This window comes from Streptomyces sp. NPDC055099 (assembly GCF_053607685.1).
Genome location: NZ_JBSGUA010000004.1, coordinates 426,999 through 446,703, shown reverse-complemented (window position 1 = coordinate 446,703; position 19,705 = coordinate 426,999). Strand labels below are relative to the sequence as shown.

The following is a 19,705-nucleotide window of genomic DNA, read 5'->3' as shown; positions in this document are numbered from 1 at the left end:
CGTGGATCAGGAAGTGGTCAGCTCGTAGAAACCCCTTCCGAACGTCGCGGCCACCAGGCGGTGGTTCCCCGCGTCGTACTCGATGTCGTCGACGGGCACCGCGGGCATCCCGCGGCCCAGGCGCTTCCAGTGGCCACCCTTGGCGCCGGAGGTGAACACCCCCTGGTCGGTGCCGATGTGGAGCGTGCCGCCCCGTGCGATGACGAGGTCGTTGACGGGCGCGTCCGGCAGGTTGCCGGACAGGTTCCTCCAGTGCGCGCCGCCATCCGTACTGCCGTAGACGTGCGGTGTGTTGGAGCCGGAACGGTAGGCGGAGTGGGTGGTGTACACGCGGTCGGCGTTCTGCGGGTCGACGACGACGCGGGTCACCCAGGGGAGCCCCTCGGCGAGCTTCGTCCAGTGCGCGCCCAGGTCCTTCGTGACCCAGACGCGGCCGTCGTCGGTGCCGGCGTAGATGGTGCGGCCGTCCGCGGCCGGGGCGATCGAGGTGATGGTGCCGTAGTTGGTGTAGATCGGGTCGGGGCCCGGGCCGCCCGACAGGTCCGGGCTGATGGCCTGCCAGGTGGCGCCGCCGTCCGTGGAGCGGTTGAGCACCTCGGAGCCGTAGTAGAGGATCTTCGGATCACGGGGGTCGAAGACGACCGGCGTGAACCAATTGCGGCGCAGATACGTGGTCTTGTCGGCGAAGTACGTGAGCGTGTCGCCGCCGTCGGTGGAGCTGAAGCAGTTGCCGTACTGGTAGCAGGCGTAGACGTTGTTCACGTCGGTCGGGTTGATCAGGTTCTCCTCGCCGTCCCCGCCGAGGTATTCGTTGAAGCGGTCGCCGCCCCAGGAACGCAGCGAGCCGTTGTCCTGCGAGCCCCCGGAGATCCGCGAGGTGTCCTGGGGGGAAATCGCCGCGCTGTAGAGCTGGGTGTACGGCTCGTGGCGCGCCTTGACCCAGCCGCCGTCGCCGTTCGCGTCGGAGCGGTAGACGCCGCCGTCGTTGCCCAAATAGACGCGGCCGGGGCGGCGCGGGTCCCAGATCATCGCGTGCTGGTCGACGTGGATGCTGGTGTCGTCGGCCGTCCAGGTGGCGGCGCCGTCCTTCGAGGTCATCAGCGGGACTCCGGCGACGTGCACGTGCTCGGCGTCGCGGGGATCGGTCCAGATCTTGCCGAACCACCAGCCGAACGTGGACTGCGAGTCGGTGAGCTTCTTGTCGGCCGGGGTCCGCTGCCAGGTGTCGCCCGCGTCGGTGGAGGCGTAGAAGCCCTCGAAGGGGCCGTCCGTCTTGTTCACGATGGCGTAGGCGCGCTCACCCGCGACGGCCAGACCGATCCGTCCCACGTCCGGGCCCTGCGCCGGCAGGCCCCCGCCGAGCCGCTTCCAGGTCTTGCCGTCGTCGCCGGAGCGGAAGATGCCGGAGCCCTCACCGCCGTAGGTGCGGCGTTCGGGTGTGCGCCGGTGGTCCCACAGCACGGCGTACAACTTCCCGCCCTGGACGATGATCTCGGTGGCGCCGGTGAACTCGTTCGCGCCCGTGAGGATGCGCTGCCAGGTTTTGCCGCCGTTCTCCGAGCGGTAGACGCCGCGGTCACCGCCGCCGTTGTAGAGCGAACCGGCCGCGGCCACGTAGATGCGCCGGGGGTTGGCCGGGTCCACCGTGATGGCGCTGATCGCGCCCGAGTCGCGCAGTCCGGACTGCTTCCAGTGCTTGCCGCCGTCGGTGCTGCGGTAGAGGCCCGTTCCCTCGTATGTGATGCTGCCGCCGCCGGGGTTGGGCTCGCCGGTCCCCGCGTACAGGGTGCCGTCGGGTCCGGTGGCGAGCGCGCCCATCGACTGCGTCCAGCTGTCGGGCCACGCGGGCTTGAAGGTCTGTCCGGCGTCGGTGCTGCGCCACACGCCGCCGCTGGCCGCGGCGGCGTAGAGGGTGTCCGCGCGCTTGGGGTCGAGCGCGAGCGAGACGACGCGCCCGCCGATGTTGGTGGGCCCGACGGACTTCCAGCGGCCGCCGGTGGTGGGAAGTTGCCGGGCCTGCGTGGCGGCGTCCGCGTGGGCGTGGCGCGGAATCGACTCTCCGGGGACGGTCTTTTGCAGGTAGCGGTACTCGGCGGGGGCAGCGGGGCCGCGTACCGGGCGGTACACGTCCCCGGGTGGCGGGGGCGCCGCGGAGGCCGGTGCCGTGACCAACAGGACTCCCGCGAGCGGGGCGAGGACCAGGTGAAGCAGACGTCTGCGCATGCGATCCCTCTTCTCGGCCGTCCTTCTTCGGCATGGCCATTTCAAGCGGTGACCTTAGGAGACGGGGAGGGGGAGCAGTAGGCCGCAAGTCGGCCGTTGTGGCGGAGGGGGGACGGGGTGGGCGCGGGGTGGAACGGTGCGATGCGCGCCTCGGCGTGACCCGTGCGGTGGATGATGGAGCCCGATGTCGGAGCCCACACCCCGGAGGCCGGACGTGCCGGAGAACAGTGACCCCCTGGCGGCGCGGACACCCGAGGAACTGCTCGACAGCTGCCGGGCGGACGCGGAGCGGATCGCGGGCCGGGTCGCGCGGTGGGACAGCGCCGATCCGGCGGTCCGCTCCGCCGTCGACGCGGGGATCGCCCGCCTCGCCGACGCGACGGCCGAGGATCTGCGCGCCCTGGCGGACTGGCGCCCGTCCCCCGAGCAGAGCCGCAACAGCGTGTACATGGACGCCACGACGGTCGGGATCGCCGACCGCCTGCTGGCCGGCGACCGGCGCTGGCTCACGCCGCTGACCCTGTGGGACCTGGCCGCGTTCGTGGACCGCGTGATCATGTCCGACCGGATCTACTACGCGGGCGAACACCTAGTGCCCGCCGACCGGCTCAACCAACTCCTCGGCGACGACGTCTTCGTGAGCCTTCCGCCGCTGTCTCTGTCGGAGGGCGGGGTGCCCGCACGCCTGTACGGCCAGAGCCTCGGGTCCTACCGCGCCCTGGTCTCCCCCCTCGCCCACCAGCGGGAGCCGCAGCCCGGCACGTACTGGGCGGACGCCGTCCGCGAGGTCGCCGACGCCTGGGCGCTGGTGACCGGGCGCCCCGTGCGGCCGGGTGAGGCACTGGCGGCCTGCGAGGCGCAGGGCTGGTTCACCCCGAAGCTGACGCTGCTGCGCGACCCCTACTGCGACGACCTGCCGTCGCTCTCGGAGGGGTACTGCGCCCCCGTCCTGGGCGATGTCACATACCGCGCCCACGCCGCGCAGTCCTTCGCGAACCTCCTGGGGCTGCCGTATGCGCCCGCGACCGCCCGGATGCCGTTCCGGCACTACTTCTGCGAGCGGGGCTGGGAGCTGGAGGACCGGCTGCTCACCAGTGAGGCGGCGGACCGCGCCTACCGTGAGCTCGCCCGGGAGCAGGACCTGGTCCTTCCGGTGTTCCTGGCCGTCGCGCTCGCCGACGCCCGGCGCATCGAGGACGTATGGCCGCGCCTCGCCGAACTCCGCACGCGGGCACGCCGCTTCCGAGCGCACCGCGCGGACCTCGACGAGGCCCTGGCGCTCGGCGAGGCGTCCGACACCTCCCGGCAACTGCTCATGGCGGTGCGCAGCGAGGCGGTCAACCTGACCGAGGTGTGCGGTCACGGCTTCTCGCTGGTGGCGAAGACCGTGGGGCGCCTCACCCGGGCCACGCCCGCGCAACTGCCCGAAGAGGTCGCGACGCTGCTGGGCATCGCCTCCTCGGAGGTCCCCGCCGACCTGCGGCGGCGCCTGTGGTGGCAGTGCTTCAGGCCTGAACTGCGCTTTTTGATCCAGGTCCGGTCACAGTCCCGGGAGATGACCGATGCGCTGCCGAAGATCGGCAGGCTGTGGGGGCTGCCGCAGGGGCGGGCGAACGGCTTCCGTGACCGCTTCGAGCAGCTGGGCAGGTTGCGGACGGTGAGTTGAGGCTCGTCCGTGCCGAGGGGTGAGGCCGGTCAGTCGAATCGGCTCTCGGTCGCCGCGATCCTCTCCCGGACGGCGGGATGCCGCGCAAGCTCCGGGTCGAGCCGGGTGGACTTGTAGATCCAGGCGGTGCGGAGCTGCTCGGCCTCCAGGCCCCACGCATCGGTCAGATCCGCGCTGTGCAGGTTGGCCTGGTCGAGGCGTGCCCCGGCGAGGTCGGCACGGTGCAGCAGGGTGTTGAACATGTACGTGTCGCTGAGATCGGCCCCGCGCAGGTCGGCGTACCGAAGATCGGCGGCCCCGAGGCCCGCGTGGGAGAGGTCGGCTCCGTGCAGATCCGCGTACTGGGCCTGGACGCGTACCACTTGGCAGCCCCGCAGCGAGGCGTACACGAACCGCGCGTTGCGCAACCGGGCCTGGGACAGGTTCGCGTTGTCCAGCCGGGCCTGCGACAGGTCCGCGTCGTCGAGCCGGGCCTCCCTGAGGTCGGCGAAGTGGAGCAGGGCGCCGTCGAAGCGGGCGTACGGCGCGGACGCGGCGTTGAGCGAGGCGAACGGCAGTTGTGCGCGCCGCAGGTCGGCGTGGTCGAGGTCGGCTCGGTGCAGGTCGGCGTATTCGAGGTTTGCGTCCTCGCCGTGGGCGTGGTGGAGTTCGGCTCCCCAGAAGCGGGCATGCGCTGCCCGCACGTTCCGCAGGTTCGCCTCCCGCAGGTGCGCGTTGGTGAGATCGGCACGGCCGAGCCGCGCGCTCGTGAGGTCGGCCCGTTCCAGGAAGGCCCACGACAGGTCGGCGCCCCGCAGGTCCGCTTCGCTGAGATCGGCGTCGTGCAGATCGCTGCCGGTGAGCCGGGCATGCGTCCAACGCCCGCCACCCGCGTCGGCGGACCGCAGGTCGAGACCGTTGAGTTCGAGGGGGCGCGCCTCCACGGCCTCGGGCCGCCGGCCCAGGGCGGTGAGAGCGGCCTGGACGTCGGCGGCCAGGCCGACCGGCTTCCGTCGGCGCAGGTACAGCGGGGCCATGTGCGAAAGCCGCGGGTGTTCCACGCCGCGGCGGGTGAACTCGACCAGTTCCTGGACGATCGCATCGTGTTCGCCGTCCGGCGCGGGGGCCGCGAGGAGCTGCCCGAGCGCGGTCACGGCGGCCACCCGCACCTTGAGTTGCGCCGACGTCAGATCCGCACGATGGAGGTCGATCGTCAACGCCTCGCCACCCCTCAAGGCCCGTCGTGTCCCCGAGCACCGAACGCACCAAGGCTAGCCCGCCTCAGTCCGGCGCGGGCCCGAACCGGCGCCGGTACGCCGAGGGGCTCAGCCCCGTCTCGCGGCGCATCAGGGCGCGCAGATTGGCGGAGGTGCCGAGCCCGCTGCGCCGGGCGACCGTCTCGAAGGGCGCCACGCCCCGCTCGATCAACCGGCAGGCCAGCGCGAGGCGTTCGCCGGTGAGCCAGGCCAGGGGAGTGGTGCCGAGCTGGGCCTGGAAGCGGCGGTGCAGGGTCGCGGGGCTGAGCGCGGCGCGCGCCGCCAGATCCGGCACGGACAGGGGCGAGTCGAGCCGTTCCTGGGCCCAGGCGAGGACCGGCGCCAGGGATTCGTCCTTCACCTCGGGCACCGGCCGCTCGACGAACTGCCGCTGGCCGCCGTCCCGGTGGGCGGCGAAGACGAGGCGGCGGCTCACCGCGTTGGCGACCTCGGCGCCGTGGTCACGGCGGACCAGATGCAGCCCGAGGTCCAGGGCGGCGGCGCTGCCCGCGGCGGTCAGGATGTCGCCGTCGTCGACGAAGAGGACGTCCGGTTCGAGCCGTACGCCGGGGAAGCGGGCCCGGAAGTCGTCCGCCCACTGCCAGTGCGCGGTGGCCCGGCGCCCTTCGAGGACCCCGGCCTCGGCGAGCGTGAAGGCGCCGCTGCAGAATCCGACGAGCCGGGTCCCTCGGGCGTGCGCCCGGCGGATGGCGTCCAGGACGGCCGGGCGGCGGGGCACCTCGATGTCGGGCCGGTTGGGCACGATCAAGGTGTCCGCCAAGTCCGCCGCGTCCAGTCCGGCGACACCCGAGAGCGTGAAGAAGCCGTCCCGCATCAGGGTGCGCGGCTCGGGCGAGCAGAGGGCGAACTCATAGATCTCCCGCCCGAGTTCGGGGCGGCGTAGGCCGAAGACCTCGGTGGCGCAGCCCAGTTCGAAGGGGTTGGAGTTCGCGTCGACGATCACGACGACGCGGTGCGGGGCCGGCCCCTTCGCGGACTGAGAGGATTCTTGCGGCATGGGCTATTTCTACCACTCACGAAGGCGACGGCGGATGACGGAAGGTTGCCGCATGAGCAATGGACCGATCGACCTCAGCAAGGCCCTGGCCTCCTTCGACGCCCTCTGGAGCCCTCGCATCGTCACCCGCGTCAACGACTACGACGTACGTGTGGCCAAGGTCGAGGGCGACCACCTCTGGCACGTCCATGACGACACCGACGAGTTCTTCCTGGTCCTCGAAGGCGAACTGCGCATCGGCCTGCGCGAGCCGGCGGGCGAACGCACGGTCACCCTTCCCAAGGGCGCCGTCTTCACGGTCCCGCGCGGCACCGAGCACAAGCCCTCGGCCCCGTGCGGCGCCGAGATCCTCCTCTTCGAGCCGACCGGCACCCCGACGGTCGGCGACCGCCACGACGAGATCCCGTCCCACGTCGACGCGACGACGGGCCACAGCCTCTGAGCGGCTGCGAACTCTGAGTGCGGTGCGTCGGCCTGCTGGGCAGCGGCACACAACAGCGGTATGCCAAGTGTTGACCCGTACACCACGAGAGGGTGGGCCAGACATGTGGACCGCTGGATTCTGGAAGGCCACCGCGGAGCGTGCGCTCCGTACCTTCGCGCAGTCGCTCGCCGCCGTCCTGGTCGCCGGGGCGACCACCCTCCTGGACGTCGACTGGCAGGCGGCGCTCGCCACCGCGGGGATGGCGACGCTGCTCGCCGTGCTCACGGCGGTCGGGGCCGCCAACGTCGGGGCGCGCGGACCCGGCATCACGGAGACGCCGACCGCCCGCAAGGGACGGGCCGCGGTCTAGGGGGGGCTTAGGGAAGGACCGGCCGCCCGGCCTGAACCGAGATCCGCTCGCCCCGGAACCGCTCCCGCAGCCTGCGGTCGTGCGACACCACGACCAGCGTGCCGCGGTATCCCGCCAGCGCCTCGTCGAGTTCCTCGACCAGGGCGGGGGAGAGGTGGTTCGTCGGCTCGTCGAGCAGCAGGAGGTCGGCCGGGCGCGTCACCAGGCGTGCGAGCGCCAGGCGGCGTCGCTGGCCCACGGAGAGCCCCTTCACCGGCACGGTCAGGTCCTCCTCGCGGAACAGGCCGAGGGACAGGAGCGCCTGCGTGTGGTCCTCGGGGAGTCCGCCAAGACCTGCCGCGAACGCGTCGAGCAGCGGCCTCGCCGTGTCCTCGTCGCCGAGGTACTCGATCTCCTGCGGCAAGTAGCCCACCCGGGCCGGGAGTTGGACCTCCCCGCGATCCGGGGCGAGCGCGCCGGCGAGGACGGCGAGCAGCGTCGACTTGCCCGCGCCGTTCACCCCGGTCACCAGCGTGCGCGAGCCCGGTTCCAGGGTCAGGCGCTCGACGGCGAGGCGCTCGCCCACCGCGACGTCCGTCAGCGCGACCGGGCGCACGAAGGGGTGATCGCCGCCCGCCAGGCCCTCGGCGGCCGTGAAGTGCAGGGGGTCGGGCGGGCGCGGCACCGGATCGGCGCGCAGCCTGCGCAGCCGCTCGCGCGCGTTGCGCACGATCCCGGAGAGCTGGCCCTCCACCGACCGGTTGTTGCTGGCGAAGCGAGGGCTCTCGCTCATCCGCCAGCCGACCGCGATCCGCTTGGAGCCGCCCTCGGCGAGCTTCTCCTGGCGCGCGATCTCCTCGCTCCACTCGCGGTAGCGCTCCTCCCAGCGGCGCCGGGCCGTGGCGCGCTGCTCCAGATAGCCGTGCCAGCCGCCGCCGAAGCGGGCCACGGATCTGCGGTCGCCGTCCACCTCGACGATCACCTCGGCGACCCGGTCGAGGAAGACCCGGTCATGGGTGACGGCCACGACCGTGCCCCGGTGGGCGCGCAGCCGCTCCTCCAGCCAGCCGAGCGCCTGGTCGTCCAGGTGGTTCGTCGGCTCGTCCAGAAGGAGCAGCTCGGGCTGCGGGGCCAGGACGCAGGCGAGCGCGAGGCGCGCGGCCTCGCCGCCGGACAGCGAACCCAGGGTGCGCGAACGCTCCAGGTGGGGTACGCCGAGACCGTGCAGCGCCGCGTCGAGGCGGGCGTCGGCGCGGTAGCCCTCCCGGGCCTCGAAGGCGGCGATGAGGTCTCCGTACGCGGCCAATTCGGCCTCACCGGCCGAGCCGAGTGTCTCCTCCGCCACCCGGATCCGCCGCTCCAGATCCCGGAGCTCGGCGAGCGCGTCGTCCACCGCGTCCTGCACGGTGGCGTGCGGCGGCAGGCGCAGGGTCTGCGCGAGGTAGCCGGTGCCGCCGTCCGAGACGACGGCCACCTCGCCGTCGGCGGGCGCGAACTCGCCCGCCATCAGGCGCAGGAGCGTCGACTTGCCCGAGCCGTTCTCACCGATGACGCACGCCTTCTCGCCGGGCCGCACCGACAGGGACACCCGTTCGAGCACGGGCCGCTCCGGATAGCCATACGAAACGTCGCGCAGGACCAGCTGACTCACCGTGCACATCCCCCTCGCCTCGGAGCCACGGCCGTAAGGCTTCGGCTTCGGCCTCAGACGGGCTGACCGGTCAGACGGGCTGACCGAACAGCTCCCGCAGTACGTCCTCCATCGTGACCATGCCCGCCAGCCTGCCGTCCGAGCCGAGCACCGCCGCCACATGCGTGCGGCTGCCGCGCATCGCGGTCAGTACGTCGTCCAGCGGCGTGGTCTCCCTGACCTGGGCGATCTTCCGCATGTCCGGCACGCGGAACGGCAGATCGCGCGGCATCCGGTCGAGCGCGTCCTTGACGTGCAGATAGCCGACGATACGACGGCCGTCGTCCACGACGGGGAAGCGCGAGAAACCGGACTCCGCCGACAGCCGCTCCAGTTCCTCGGGTGTCACGCCCACGCGGGCGTAGACCACGCTCTCCAGCGGGAGCACCACGTCCCTGACGGGGCGGCGGCCCAGCTCCAGGGCGTCGTGCAGCCGCTCCTGGGCGCGGTCGTCGAGCAGCCCCGCTTCGCCGGAGTCTCTGACCATCCGGGCGAGCTCGTCGTCCGAGAAGGACGCGCTGACCTCGTCCTTCGCCTCGACCCTGAGCAGCTTCAGCAGGCCGTTGGCGAAGGCGTTGATCGCGAAGATGACCGGGCGCAGCGCCCGTGCGATCGCGACCAGCGGCGGGCCGAGCAGCAGCGCCGTGCGCACGGGCTCGGCCAGCGAGATGTTCTTGGGGATCATCTCGCCGAGCAGCATGTGCAGATACGTGGCCAGGGTCAGGGCGATGACGAACGAGAGCGGGTGGACCAGGCCGTGCGGCACCCCGACGCCGTCGAACAGCGGCTCCAGGATGTGCGCGATCGCGGGTTCGGCGACGATGCCGAGCACCAGCGTGCACAGCGTGATGCCGAGCTGCGCGGCGGCCAGCAGCGCGGAGACGTGCCGCAGGCCCCACAGCACGCTGGTGGCACGCCGGTCGCCGTCCTCGGCGTACGGCTCGATCTGGCTCCTGCGCACGGAGATGAGGGCGAACTCGGCGCCCACGAAGAAGGCGTTGACGACGAGGGTCGCCAGGCCGATCAACAACTGGACGGCGGTCATCGCTCCTCCTCCTGGTGGTCGTCGTGCAAGGGCGCGTGCAGCAGGACGCGGGCCGCGCGACGGCCGCGCGCGTCCACCACGTCGAGCCGCCAGCCGCCCACGTCGAGGGTGTCGCCCTCGGCGGGGATGCGGCCGAGTTCCGTGGCGACGAGTCCGGCGAGCGTCTCGTACGGTCCGTCCGGTGTGCGCAGGCCGACGCGGGCCAGCTGGTCGGTGCGGGCCGAGCCGTCGGCGGAGTACCGGGTCCGGCCGTCGTCGTCCTTGCCGTCGGCCGCGATGTCGGGCGTCTCGTGCGGGTCGTGCTCGTCCCGCACCTCGCCGACGACCTCCTCGACGATGTCCTCCAGGGTGGCGACGCCGGCCGTGCCGCCGTACTCGTCGATGACCACGGCCATCGTGCGCTTGCCGGAGAGCCGGTCGAGCAGGCGGTCGACGGTCAGCGTCTCCGGTACGAGCAGAGGCTCGCGCATCAGCTCGGCCACGGGGAAGCGGGCCCGGCGCTCGGCCGGTATGGCCAGGACGTCCTTGATGTGCGCGACGCCGACGACCGAGTCGAGGTTGCCGCGGTAGACGGGGAAACGGGACAGGCCCGTCGCCCGGGTGGCGTTCGCGACGTCCTCGCAGGTGGCCATCACGTCGAGGGCCATGACCTGGACGCGCGGCGTCATCACGTTCTGCGCGGAGAGGTCGGCGAGGTTCAGGGTGCGGACGAACAGCTCGGCGGTGTCCGGCTCCAGTGAGCCCTCCTTGGCGGAGTGCCGGGCGAGTGCCACCAGCTCCTTGGGACTGCGCGCGGAGGCCAGCTCCTCGGTGGGCTGGATGCCGAAGCGGCGTACGGAGCGGTTCGCGGTGTTGTTCAGGTGCGCGATGAAGGGGCGGAACACGGCGCTGAACAGGCGCTGGGGGGTCGCCACCCGTTTGGCGACGGCCAGAGGGGATGAGATCGCCCAGTTCTTGGGGACCAGCTCGCCGACGACCATCAGGAAGACCGTCGACAGGGCCGTGCCGATGACCAGGGCGATCGACGAGGCCGCCGACGTGGGGATGCCCATGGCGCGCAGCGGGCCCGAGATCAGCTTGGCGATGGAGGACTCGGAGAGCATGCCGACGACCAGATTGGTGACGGTGATGCCCAGCTGGGCCCCGGAGAGCTGGAAGGTGAGGTTCTTGACGGCCTTGAGGGCGCCCGCGGCGCCGCGCTCACCGCGTTCGGCGGCTCGCTCCAGCTCGCTGCGCTCGACCGTGGTGAGGGAGAACTCGGCCGCGACGAAGACGCCACAGGCCAGCGAGAGCAGCACCGCCACCAGGAGCAGGAGTACTTCGGTCATCGGGTCACCTCCGTCCCATGATCAGGCAGGGACCGAGGGAATGCGCGATGTCGGGTACTGGGAGGCTCGCCCATCGGCGGACGCTCACACCTTTCGTAGACGTTCGAGTGGTCCGTCCATATTAAAGGATCAGCAAAGCCCACTCCTGCGGTCACGTACGGGTACCCCCGGCTCGGCCGCTCAGTCGAGGAGGTGCTTCACCCAGCGGCTCCACTGCGGCTGGGGCGCGTAGCCCGCGGCGTGCCACACGTGATGGGCCTGTTCGTTGCCGTCGAGGACCATGGCGTCGCCGCGCCGTCCGCCGAGCTCCACGAAACGCTCCTCCGCCGCGGCGAGCAGCGCCGAGCCGATGCCCTGGCGGCGGTGGTCCGGGTGCACGGCGAGGCGGTAGAGGTGACAGCGCCAGCCGTCGAAGCCGGCTATCACGGTGCCCACGAGGAGACCGTCGCGTTCCGCGAGCAGCAGGGCGTCGGGGTCGCGGGCGATCAGGCGTGCCACTCCGTCGTGGTCGTCGCTGACGCTCGTCCCCTTCGCGGCCTCGCGCCAGAACCGCAGTACGTCGTCGATGTCCGGAGGGGTCGCGCCGCGGACGTGGAGATCACTCATGGGGAGAGGTAAGCAGTGCGGCCGCTCGGTGGGCGAGCGGTTTCCGCTGCCCGCTGCTGCCCTCCGGCTCGTGGCGGAAACCTGCGGTGGAAACTTTTTCTAGAAAATGTCTCTAGAAAGAGCGCGGGTTGGTCCAGAATCTCGTTCATGGTCAATCGTGAGTCCGAGCCGGTGCGTCAGCCCGTGCCCGGCAACCCCTACGCCCAGCCGGCGCCCCCGGCGCCCCCGGCGGGCACCACGCGAAAGCTCCGCCTCGCCCTCGGCGCCGGTGCCTTCGCCCTGATCCTGATCGGCGTGGGCTTCTACGCCGTCACGCAAGCGGACGGGGACGGGGAGGGGAGCGGTTCCCGTGAGCCCGTGGCCGGGCAGACACGGCAATCGCCGGACGAGGGGCCGCAGTCGGCGGACCCGGACGGTGACGCCGGCGCGAAGGACGACGGGTCGGCCGCCGTGATCGACGTCAACGCGGGGCGCAAGGCCGGTGAGGCCAAGGCGTGGGTCGCCATGAACGACATCAAGCTGCCGGGCAAGGGCGCACAGCTCCTCGATCTCTGGCACGTCCCCGGGATCGTGGCCCAGGCCGAGTACGACGAGGTCACCGGCTACCGGACCAAGGACGGCTCGAAGGCGTGGTCGGTGCCGCTGCCCGGCACGGTGTGCGACACCCCGGTGAATCCCACGCCGGACGGCAAGGTCGTGGTGGCGTACACGAAGAAGAAGTCCGAGCAGAACGCGTCGTGTGACCAACTGCGGATGATCGACCTGAAGACCGGCGAGAAGGGCTGGCACAAGGAACTCGTCGACCGCGGCTTCTGGGACGACACCAGCGCGACGCACGTGTCCATCACGGGCAGCACCGTCTTGGTCGACCAGAGCGCCACCATGCGGGCCTACCGCATCGGCGACGGCAAGCGCCTGTACACCACCGAGCGGGAGCGCAAGGGCGGTTGCTCGCTCGACGGCGTCGCGGGCGGCGCGCGGCTGCTCCAGGTGGAGTCCTGCCAACTGGGCAGCCCCAGCACGCACGGCAGGCTCAAGAAGCTCGACCCCCGTACCGGCGACGTCGAGTGGAGCTACCGGACCAAGAAGGGCTGGAGCATCCAGAAGGTCTACTCCGTCGACCCCGCCGTGGTCGCCGTCCGAAACCGCGACGAGATGGACAAGTGGGCCGTCGTCGCTGTCGACGACAAGGGGGACCAGCGCTCCTGGATCAGTGTCGACAAGGGCCCGCAGGAGTTCGAGATGTGCGCGGGGGCCGGGGACTCCGGCGAGGGCGTGCAGAACTGCCCGGGGGCCGCCGCCGACGCAGACACGTTCTACCTGGCGAGCGAACCCAAGGACGGCGTCCTCGGACCGAACAAGATCGTCGCCTACGACCTCCGTACGGGGAAGTCCAAGTGGGCCGGATCGGTCGACGGCGGGCGGCAGATCGTGCCCGTGACCGTGGCCGGAGGCGACCGGCCCGGGTTGATCGCGTACGCGCGGGCGCAGGACGGCAAGAACGGGCAGACGGTGTGGTTCGGCCCCGGCGGAGGCAAGCCCGACGTGCTGCTGCGGCACACCTCGGCGGCCCAGAGCACGGAGGCCGCGATGTTCGCGGGCAACGTCCTGTACGCCGACCAGCGGTTCTTCGTGACTCCCACGCGCCTGGACGGCAAGAGCCACGGCGGCGACGGCGAGGAAGGCAACGCCCGCATGCTCTCCTTCGCCCGGTGAGGCCTCCGGCCGAGCAGTACGCCCCCCTACCCTCACCAGCAGTGGAGCCTCGATGACGCAGCCGCCCCCCGAACAGTCCCCGCAGCAGCCCCAGGGCCCGGTGCCTCCGCAGGGCGCGTTCGGCCCGCCCCCGCAAGGCGCCTTCGGTCCGCCCCAGCAGGGGAACACGCCGGGCTTCGGCCCGCCGGTCGCCCCGCCGCCCAGTGGCTTCGGCCCTCACCAGGTCTACCAGCCGACTCCGGCGCCCGTCCCGTCGCCGGGCTCCGGGGGCGGACGGCCCGGTCGGCGTACCGCGATCGTCGTCTTCGTCGTCGCCGCGCTCGCCCTGACCGTCGGCGGCGGCCTCTGGTACGCCACCTCGGCGGGCGACGGCTCGAAGGACAAGACCGCCGCCAAGCCGGGCGGCGACGGCGGGGCGCCCGCCTACGAGAAGCCCGAGGAGAAGGCGCCCGCGGACCCCAAGGCCTTCTTCAAGACCAAGGCCGTGCAGCCCAAGTTGCCCAAGGGGCAGACCACTTGGAAGGCACAGGGCTCCTGGCTCACCGACAAGGTGTACGCGAAGTCCTCCGTCGAGGCGATCGTCGGCGTCGACGCCACGACGGGCAAGGGGCTGTGGCGCCTGCCGAAGCCGGGGGAGTCGTGCGCGGGCTCACCGGACGTCGGCAAGGGCAACATCGCCGTCGTCGTCACGGGGGCGAAGGTGGAGGACGACAGGGGCTTCAAGGACGCGTGCACCGAGGTGACCGCCTTCAACGTGGACACCGGCGACAAGCTCTGGACCAAGTCGATCACCATCGGCTACGAGAAGAAGAAGACCGTCTTCAACCAGGTCACCATCAGCGGTGACACGGCGGCGGTCGGCGGTCTGTACGGCGGCGCGGCGTTCGACCTGCGCAGTGGCGAGGTCCTGTGGAAGCCGCAGCAGGGGGACACCTGCCGCGACGTGGGGTACGGGGGCGGCGAGCGGCTCGTGGCGGTCCGCTCCTGCGGTGACTACGGGGCGGAGCGGTTCCAGGTCCAGGTCATCGACCCGGCCACGGGCAAGTCGAAGTGGACCCACAAGCTGCCGGCGGGTGTCCGCAGCCCCAGCCTGGTCTCGACCAAGCCGGTGGTCGTCGCCCTGGACTCCGGCGAGATCACCTCGTCCGGTGCCACGGACGTCTTCGCCATCGACGAGAAGGGCAAGCGGCACACGCGGATCGCCCTGACGGATGGCAAGTACCTGCACAAGTGCGGCACCGTCTCCATCGTCCAGGACTGCCGGGGCATCGTGGCGGGCAACGGCAAGCTCTACGTCGCCACCGAGAAGCGCGAGGGGGCGGAGGAGTTCTCGTCGGTGAACGACGTCGTGGTCTTCTCCCTGGCCACCGGCAAGACCACCGGGGAGAAGGTGGAGGGGGGCGACAGCTCCCCCGTCTTCCCCATCCGCATGGATGGCGGGAACGTGCTCGTCTACAAGAGCGGCCCCTACGCGCAGGTGGTCTCCCTCGACGGCAGGAACCTGAAGAAGGAGACGGTGCTCATCGACCTCGGCACCCGGCCGTCCGCGCTGCCGCCCCTGATCTCCGAACTGCGCTACCACCGCAACAAGTTGTTCCTCAGCTCCGAGCTGCTCGGCCAGTACTCCGCGGACAAGAAGACGATCATGATGTTCGGCTTCGCGGCCAAGTAGGCACAGCGGCGGCGGCGCCTCACTCGTGCGCGATGGCCGCGAGCACGTTCATACGTGAGGCGCGCAGCGCGGGCAGCAGGGCCGCCGCCAGACCGACGATCACCGAGCCGGTCAGCACCGCGATCACCGTCGTCCAGGGGATCGCGAACGCCGTCATGCCCTGCAGCGCGAGCACCTGCTGGGCCGCGACGCCCCACACCAGGCCGAGCGCGAGCCCCAGCAGCGCGCCGAACACCGCGATGACCACCGACTCCAGGCGGATCATCCGGCGCAGTTGGCGCCGGGCGAGTCCGATGGCGCGCAGCAGACCGATCTCGCGGGTGCGCTCGACGACCGACAGGGCAAGGGTGTTGACCACGCCGAGGACCGCGATGATGATCGCCAGGCCGAGCAGCGCGTAGACGAGGTAGAGCATCACGGCGATCTGCTCGCGGATCAGTTCCTTGTAGTCGGCCTGGTCGCGGACCTGCACCTGGGGATACGGGTCCAGCGTCTTCTCGAGGCGGTCGCGCAGGGTGTCGGCATCCGTGCCCGCTGCCGCGTTCACGTACAGCGCGGAGTCCTGGCCGCCCGGCGCGAACTCCTCGACGGTCTCCATGCCGAAGTAGATCCCGCCCTCGACACCGAAGCCCTCGGCCCCCGGCTGGTCGGTGAGCGCGCCCACCGTCAGTTCCGTCTTGCGGCCGCCGGGGAACTGTACGGGCAGCTCGGAGCCCATGCGGATCTTGTGGTCGCGGGCGAAGTCCCGCTGCATGGCGATGCTTCCCGGCGCGAGCGCCCGTGTGGTGTCGCCGTCCACGTAGGTGACGCGGGCCACGTCGTCGAGGCGCGGATCGTAGCCCGCCGCGGTGGTCTCCACGCTCCTGCCGTCCGGCATGGACACCTTCACGGGCGTGAACCGCTGCCGCACGACGAGTCCGGCGCCCTCGGTGTCCCGCACCTTGTCGGTGATCTCCTGCGAGAAGGGCAGGAAGTTGCTGTTCTGCACGACGAAGTCGGCGCCCAGCGTCTTGTCGATCTGCTCGTCGAACGACTTGGTCATCGACGCGCTCGCCACGGACATGCCGCTCACCAGGGCGAGGCCCACCATCAGCGCTGCGGCCGTGGCTCCCGTACGGCGCGGGTTGCGCAGCGCGTTGCGCTGGCTCATCCGGCCGACCGAGCCGAACACCGCGGGGAAGGCGCCGCCGAGCACCCGGATCACCGGGCGGACGAGGAGCGGTCCCGCGATGACGGTGGCGACCAGCGTCAGGACGAGACCGAGGCCCAGCAGGGACGCCGCCGACGCGGTCTCCTGCGCGGTGGCACAGCCCACCAGGGCCGCGGCGCCCGCCGCCCCGACGACCGCGCCGACCGCCGCGCGGACCTTCAACGACCGCCCCACGCCCGCGATCTCCGCGTCGGTGAGCGCGGCCATCGGCGACACCTGCGCCGCGCGCCGCGCCGGGAGATACGCCGCGACGAAGGTGACGCCGACCCCGACGACGTACGAGGCGACGGGAGTTCCCCACCCGATGACCATCTCGGTGGACTTCAGGTTCATCCCGAACACGCCCATCAGCTCGATGAGCCCGGCCGCGAGTCCGATCCCCGCCGCGAGACCGACCGTTGAACCGACCACGCCGAGCAGGACCGCCTCGGTGAGCACCGAGCGGCGGACCTGCCTGCGGTCGGCGCCGAGGGCGCGCAGCAGGCCGAGTTCGCGGGTGCGCTGCGCGATCAGCATCGAGAAGGTGTTGACGATCAGGAAGATGCCGACCAGGACGGCGATCCCGGCGAAGCCGAGCATCACGTACTTGATGACGTCCAGGAAACCGCCGAGCTCGGACGCCGCCGACTCGGCCTGTTCGTCCGCGGTCTTCAGGTCGTAGCCCGAGCCCAGTTCGGCCGCGACACGACGCTTCAGCTCGGTGTCGCTCACGCCGGGGGCGGCGTCCACCGAGATGCCCGTGACCGCGTCCTTGTCACCGAGGAGCTCGCGCTGGGCGGTCGGCGTGTCCAGGTAGACCAGCGCGGCGCCGGGGTTGGTGGTGGTGAAGGTGACGATGCCGACGACCTTCACCTTGAACGAGCCGGGCGCGGCGAGCACCGTGAGGGTGTCGCCGATCCGTACGTCCTTCTTGTCGGCGGTGTCCTTGTCGAGCAGCGCCTGGTCCTTGCCGCGCGGGGCGTGTCCCGAGGTCAGATCCACCGGGCTGCGGTCGTTGGGCTCCCAGTTGGTGGCGATGGTGGGGGCGCCCGTGGTGGAGCCGACCGGGTCGTTCTCGCTGTCGACGACCGTGATGTTCTCGACGGCCGCGTCGACGCGGGTCCGCGCGACCCCGTCGATCCCGCTGATGCGGTCGGCGAGATCGGCGGGGATCGTCGGTGTCCGGCCCGACGGCACGGCCTCGTCGAGGTCTTCCTTCGGCTCGACGGTCACGTCCGCGGACGTCGAGGCGAAGAGCCGGTCGAAGGTGCGGGCCACCGTGTCGGAGAAGATGAGGCTGCACGCGACGAACGCCACCGAGAGGATCACGGCGAGCGCGGAGAGCAGCAGACGGCCCTTGTGCGCGAGGAAGCTCCTGAGCGTCGCCTTCAGCATGTCCCCGACGCCTCAGTCCTGGTCCGGCGTGCTGTCGATGTCGACGCCCCGACCGCTGTCGGCAGCCCCGGGCGGGTTCTCCTGGGGCTGCGCGTGGATCACGTCGAACCGTTTGAGGCGTTCGAGGACCGACTCCGCCGACGGGCGCGGCATCTCGTCGACGATGCGGCCGTCGGCGAGGAAGAGCACCAGGTCGGCGTGGGCAGCCGCGCCGGGATCGTGGGTCACCATCACGACTGTCTGGTCCAGTTTGTCGACGGCCTCGCGCAGGAAGCCGAGCACTTCGAGGCCGGCGCGCGAGTCGAGGTTGCCGGTCGGTTCGTCGGCGAAGATCAGCTCGGGGCGCGAGGCGAGCGCCCGTGCGCAGGCCACGCGCTGCTGCTGGCCGCCGGAGAGCTGGGCGGGCCGGTGCTTGAGGCGGTCGCGCAGGCCGAGCGTCTCGATGACGTGGTCGAGCCACTGGCGGTCGGGGCGCTGGCCCGCGATGTCCATGGGCAGCGTGATGTTCTCGGCGGCGTTCAGCGTGGGGATGAGGTTGAAGGACTGGAACATGAACCCGATGCGGTCGCGCCGCAGTTGCGTCAGCTCCCGTTCCCTGAGCCCGGTGATCTCGGTGTCGCCGAGCCACACCTGTCCCGCTGAGACCGTGTCGAGCCCGGCGAGCAGATGCATGAGCGTGGACTTGCCCGAGCCGGACGGGCCCATGACCGCCGTGAAACGGCCGCGCGCGATGTCTACGTCGACCGCGTCGAGGGCGAGCACCGTGGTCTCGCCGGAACCGTAGGCCTTGGTCAGGGCGCGTGCCCGCGCGGCGACCTCGGCGGGCTCCGCGAGGCCTGTGGCCGATGCCGAAGCAGGTGTGGACAAGGCCGCCTCCTGGGTCGTGGCCGCTCCAACTCCCGTAATCCTGCCGAGAGTAGAGGGTCGGGGCGAGCGCCGGTATCCCTCCAAGGTCGTGAACCGCAGACGTATGTAAGGGGCACGGGGGACCGGTCCGCGCGTGCGCCTCTGCGCCCTCCCGCACTCTCCTGCGCCCTCTTGCCGGTGCTAGCACCCCGGCGCTAGCTTGAAGGCATGGCGAAGACCCAGTTGAACGTGCGGGTGGACGAAGGCACCGCCCGGGCCGCGCGCGAGCGAGCGCTCGCCCGCGGGATGAGCGTGAACCGCTACATCGAGGAACTGGTCAAACAGGACGCCGGCGAGGTCGGCCACACCTTTGTCGAGGCCGCCGCCGACTTCATGAAGCAGTACGAATCCGTGTTCGCCGAAGAGTTCGGTGCTGAGCGCGAGGGTCGTCGTTAGCCCTTGAACCTCAGAATTGATCTTGCCTGGCTGTTGATGATCGCCGAACACAAGACGCCCGGAGACCCGCAGGTCACCGACTGGGGTGCCCTGGTGGCCGCCGTCAGCCGGCACGAGGCGGAGATCTTCGGCGTGCCCGTCTACGAATCCCCGCACGACCGCGCCGCCGCCCTGCTCCAGGTCCTCCTGCACATCCCCGCCCTGGAACGCTCCAACGCCCTCTTCGCCTCGTCCGTCGCCTACGCCTATCTGGTCGCCAGCGGCATGAAGGTCGTCACCTCGCCCGAGCAGGTGCGCGAACTGGCCCGTCTGGTGAAGGAGGACGGGGCGAGCGTGCGCGCCATCGCGGACGAACTGCGCAAGTGGAGTCTGTAGCGGCCGAGCTCGCACGAGCCGGCCGGATGCCGAGGCGCGCACCAATGATCATGCGGCGGGGATAGGTTCGGCGCAAAGGAGCCGCACTCCAGGAGGACGCCCATGCCTGCCGCCATCCAGCCGATGATCATCACCCCGGACATCGACCGCCTGGTGCGCTTCTACCAGGAACTGCTCGGCGCCAAGGAGGTGTCGAGGACCCCGGAGGAGGGGCCCGCGTTCTTCGTGGACCTGCGCATCGGCGACGCGGAGCTCGGCGTCGTCTCGGACACGAGCGTGCCGCTCGACACGCCCCAGCGCATCCTGCTGAGCGTGGCGGTGGAAGCCGTGGACGACCTCGTCGAAAGGGTGGAGTCCCTGGGCGGCGAGGCCCTCGGGCCGGCCAACGACATGCCGTGGGGCCAGCGGGTCGCGCACATCAAGGACCCCGACGGCAACGCGGTGAACCTCACGCAGATGATCTGACGTCCGC

Annotated in this window: 17 protein-coding genes; 8 read left to right on the top strand and 9 right to left on the bottom strand. The window is 71.3% G+C overall.

The features are described from left to right. Positions 1 to 6 precede the first annotated feature (6 nt). A complete protein-coding gene (locus ACWFRU_RS13505) occupies positions 7 to 2,223 on the bottom strand; it encodes a VPS10 domain-containing protein (protein WP_453686444.1) in 2,217 nt (738 codons plus the stop codon). Positions 2,224 to 2,437: 214 nt separating this feature from the next. Between ACWFRU_RS13505 and ACWFRU_RS13500 the strand changes: the two genes are divergently transcribed. Then, positions 2,438 to 3,889, top strand: coding sequence for a hypothetical protein (locus ACWFRU_RS13500; RefSeq protein WP_453686442.1), 1,452 nt, complete (start codon positions 2,438 to 2,440; stop codon positions 3,887 to 3,889). A 29-nt stretch (positions 3,890 to 3,918) separates the two neighbouring features. On the opposite strand, the gene ACWFRU_RS13495 is transcribed toward ACWFRU_RS13500, so the two are convergent. Both ACWFRU_RS13495 and ACWFRU_RS13490 read right to left on the bottom strand, forming a co-directional pair. Next, positions 3,919 to 5,085: a pentapeptide repeat-containing protein gene (locus ACWFRU_RS13495; protein ID WP_453686440.1), complete on the bottom strand. Its 1,167-nt coding sequence runs from the start codon at positions 5,083 to 5,085 to the stop codon at positions 3,919 to 3,921. A gap of 64 nt (positions 5,086 to 5,149) precedes the next feature. Then, the gene (locus ACWFRU_RS13490) at positions 5,150 to 6,142 is read right to left on the bottom strand and encodes a GlxA family transcriptional regulator (protein WP_453686438.1); all 993 of its coding nucleotides are present in this window, start codon (positions 6,140 to 6,142) and stop codon (positions 5,150 to 5,152) included. A 52-nt stretch (positions 6,143 to 6,194) separates the two neighbouring features. Between ACWFRU_RS13490 and ACWFRU_RS13485 the strand changes: the two genes are divergently transcribed. Together ACWFRU_RS13485 and ACWFRU_RS13480 are read left to right on the top strand one after the other, a co-directional pair. Further along, entirely contained in the window at positions 6,195 to 6,584 is a 390-nt protein-coding gene (locus tag ACWFRU_RS13485) for a cupin domain-containing protein (protein ID WP_453686436.1), read from the top strand. 103 nt (positions 6,585 to 6,687) lie between these two features. Then, positions 6,688 to 6,936 carry a holin gene (locus tag ACWFRU_RS13480; protein ID WP_453686434.1) on the top strand — a complete coding sequence of 83 codons (249 nt, stop codon included), beginning with the start codon at positions 6,688 to 6,690 and terminating at the stop codon, positions 6,934 to 6,936. Between the two features lie 7 nt (positions 6,937 to 6,943). Here the strand turns inward: ACWFRU_RS13480 and ACWFRU_RS13475 are convergent, their stop codons facing one another. The 4 genes from ACWFRU_RS13475 to ACWFRU_RS13460 form a co-directional block, all read right to left on the bottom strand. Further along, positions 6,944 to 8,575: an ABC-F family ATP-binding cassette domain-containing protein gene (locus ACWFRU_RS13475; protein WP_453686432.1), complete on the bottom strand. Its 1,632-nt coding sequence runs from the start codon at positions 8,573 to 8,575 to the stop codon at positions 6,944 to 6,946. A gap of 61 nt (positions 8,576 to 8,636) precedes the next feature. Next, positions 8,637 to 9,650 (bottom strand): hemolysin family protein, encoded by a 1,014-nt coding sequence (locus tag ACWFRU_RS13470; protein WP_453686430.1) that lies wholly within the window; start codon positions 9,648 to 9,650, stop codon positions 8,637 to 8,639. Beyond that, positions 9,647 to 10,978, bottom strand: a complete 1,332-nt coding sequence (locus tag ACWFRU_RS13465; protein WP_453686428.1) for a hemolysin family protein — start codon at positions 10,976 to 10,978, stop codon at positions 9,647 to 9,649. The genes ACWFRU_RS13470 and ACWFRU_RS13465 overlap by 4 nt, the downstream gene beginning before the upstream one ends. Positions 10,979 to 11,158: 180 nt before the next feature. Next, entirely contained in the window at positions 11,159 to 11,584 is a 426-nt protein-coding gene (locus ACWFRU_RS13460; protein WP_453686426.1) for a GNAT family N-acetyltransferase, read from the bottom strand. Between the two features lie 147 nt (positions 11,585 to 11,731). Here ACWFRU_RS13460 and ACWFRU_RS13455 point away from each other — a divergent pair, with 147 nt between their 5' ends. Beyond that, positions 11,732 to 13,300, top strand: coding sequence for an outer membrane protein assembly factor BamB family protein (locus ACWFRU_RS13455; RefSeq protein ID WP_453686424.1), 1,569 nt, complete (start codon positions 11,732 to 11,734; stop codon positions 13,298 to 13,300). Between the two features lie 52 nt (positions 13,301 to 13,352). Next, complete coding sequence (locus ACWFRU_RS13450) at positions 13,353 to 14,972, top strand: outer membrane protein assembly factor BamB family protein (RefSeq protein ID WP_453686422.1); 1,620 nt, start codon at positions 13,353 to 13,355, stop codon at positions 14,970 to 14,972. A gap of 19 nt (positions 14,973 to 14,991) precedes the next feature. Here ACWFRU_RS13450 and ACWFRU_RS13445 read toward each other — a convergent pair whose 3' ends face one another. Next, positions 14,992 to 17,556, bottom strand: coding sequence for an ABC transporter permease (locus tag ACWFRU_RS13445; RefSeq protein WP_453686420.1), 2,565 nt, complete (start codon positions 17,554 to 17,556; stop codon positions 14,992 to 14,994). A 12-nt stretch (positions 17,557 to 17,568) separates the two neighbouring features. Beyond that, the gene (locus ACWFRU_RS13440) at positions 17,569 to 18,423 is read right to left on the bottom strand and encodes an ABC transporter ATP-binding protein (RefSeq protein WP_453686418.1); all 855 of its coding nucleotides are present in this window, start codon (positions 18,421 to 18,423) and stop codon (positions 17,569 to 17,571) included. Between the two features lie 207 nt (positions 18,424 to 18,630). On the opposite strand from ACWFRU_RS13440, the gene ACWFRU_RS13435 reads away from it, so the two are divergent. The 3 genes from ACWFRU_RS13435 (at position 18,631) to ACWFRU_RS13425 (ending at position 19,698) form a co-directional block, all read left to right on the top strand. Continuing rightward, positions 18,631 to 18,858 carry an antitoxin gene (locus tag ACWFRU_RS13435; RefSeq protein WP_344526843.1) on the top strand — a complete coding sequence of 76 codons (228 nt, stop codon included), beginning with the start codon at positions 18,631 to 18,633 and terminating at the stop codon, positions 18,856 to 18,858. Positions 18,859 to 18,861: 3 nt separating this feature from the next. Then, positions 18,862 to 19,233, top strand: a complete 372-nt coding sequence (locus ACWFRU_RS13430; protein ID WP_361831402.1) for a fic family toxin-antitoxin system, toxin component — start codon at positions 18,862 to 18,864, stop codon at positions 19,231 to 19,233. 102 nt (positions 19,234 to 19,335) lie between these two features. Further along, positions 19,336 to 19,698: a VOC family protein gene (locus ACWFRU_RS13425; RefSeq protein ID WP_453686416.1), complete on the top strand. Its 363-nt coding sequence runs from the start codon at positions 19,336 to 19,338 to the stop codon at positions 19,696 to 19,698. The last annotated feature ends 7 nt before the right edge of the window (positions 19,699 to 19,705 follow it).

Bases quoted from the DNA above. Each gene is read 5' to 3' on its own strand.
- ACWFRU_RS13450 (WP_453686422.1), top strand. From the start codon at position 13,353: ATGACGCAGCCGCCCCCCGAACAGTCCCCGCAGCAGCCCCAGGGCCCG.
- ACWFRU_RS13470 (WP_453686430.1), bottom strand. From the start codon at position 9,650: ATGACCGCCGTCCAGTTGTTGATCGGCCTGGCGACCCTCGTCGTCAAC.
- ACWFRU_RS13445 (WP_453686420.1), bottom strand. From the start codon at position 17,556: ATGCTGAAGGCGACGCTCAGGAGCTTCCTCGCGCACAAGGGCCGTCTG.
- ACWFRU_RS13460 (WP_453686426.1), bottom strand. From the start codon at position 11,584: ATGAGTGATCTCCACGTCCGCGGCGCGACCCCTCCGGACATCGACGAC.
- ACWFRU_RS13465 (WP_453686428.1), bottom strand. From the start codon at position 10,978: ATGACCGAAGTACTCCTGCTCCTGGTGGCGGTGCTGCTCTCGCTGGCC.
- ACWFRU_RS13425 (WP_453686416.1), top strand. From the start codon at position 19,336: ATGCCTGCCGCCATCCAGCCGATGATCATCACCCCGGACATCGACCGC.
- ACWFRU_RS13490 (WP_453686438.1), bottom strand. From the start codon at position 6,142: ATGCCGCAAGAATCCTCTCAGTCCGCGAAGGGGCCGGCCCCGCACCGC.
- ACWFRU_RS13435 (WP_344526843.1), top strand. From the start codon at position 18,631: ATGGCGAAGACCCAGTTGAACGTGCGGGTGGACGAAGGCACCGCCCGG.
- ACWFRU_RS13480 (WP_453686434.1), top strand. From the start codon at position 6,688: ATGTGGACCGCTGGATTCTGGAAGGCCACCGCGGAGCGTGCGCTCCGT.
- ACWFRU_RS13475 (WP_453686432.1), bottom strand. From the start codon at position 8,575: ATGTGCACGGTGAGTCAGCTGGTCCTGCGCGACGTTTCGTATGGCTAT.
- ACWFRU_RS13455 (WP_453686424.1), top strand. From the start codon at position 11,732: ATGGTCAATCGTGAGTCCGAGCCGGTGCGTCAGCCCGTGCCCGGCAAC.
- ACWFRU_RS13485 (WP_453686436.1), top strand. From the start codon at position 6,195: ATGAGCAATGGACCGATCGACCTCAGCAAGGCCCTGGCCTCCTTCGAC.
- ACWFRU_RS13505 (WP_453686444.1), bottom strand. From the start codon at position 2,223: ATGCGCAGACGTCTGCTTCACCTGGTCCTCGCCCCGCTCGCGGGAGTC.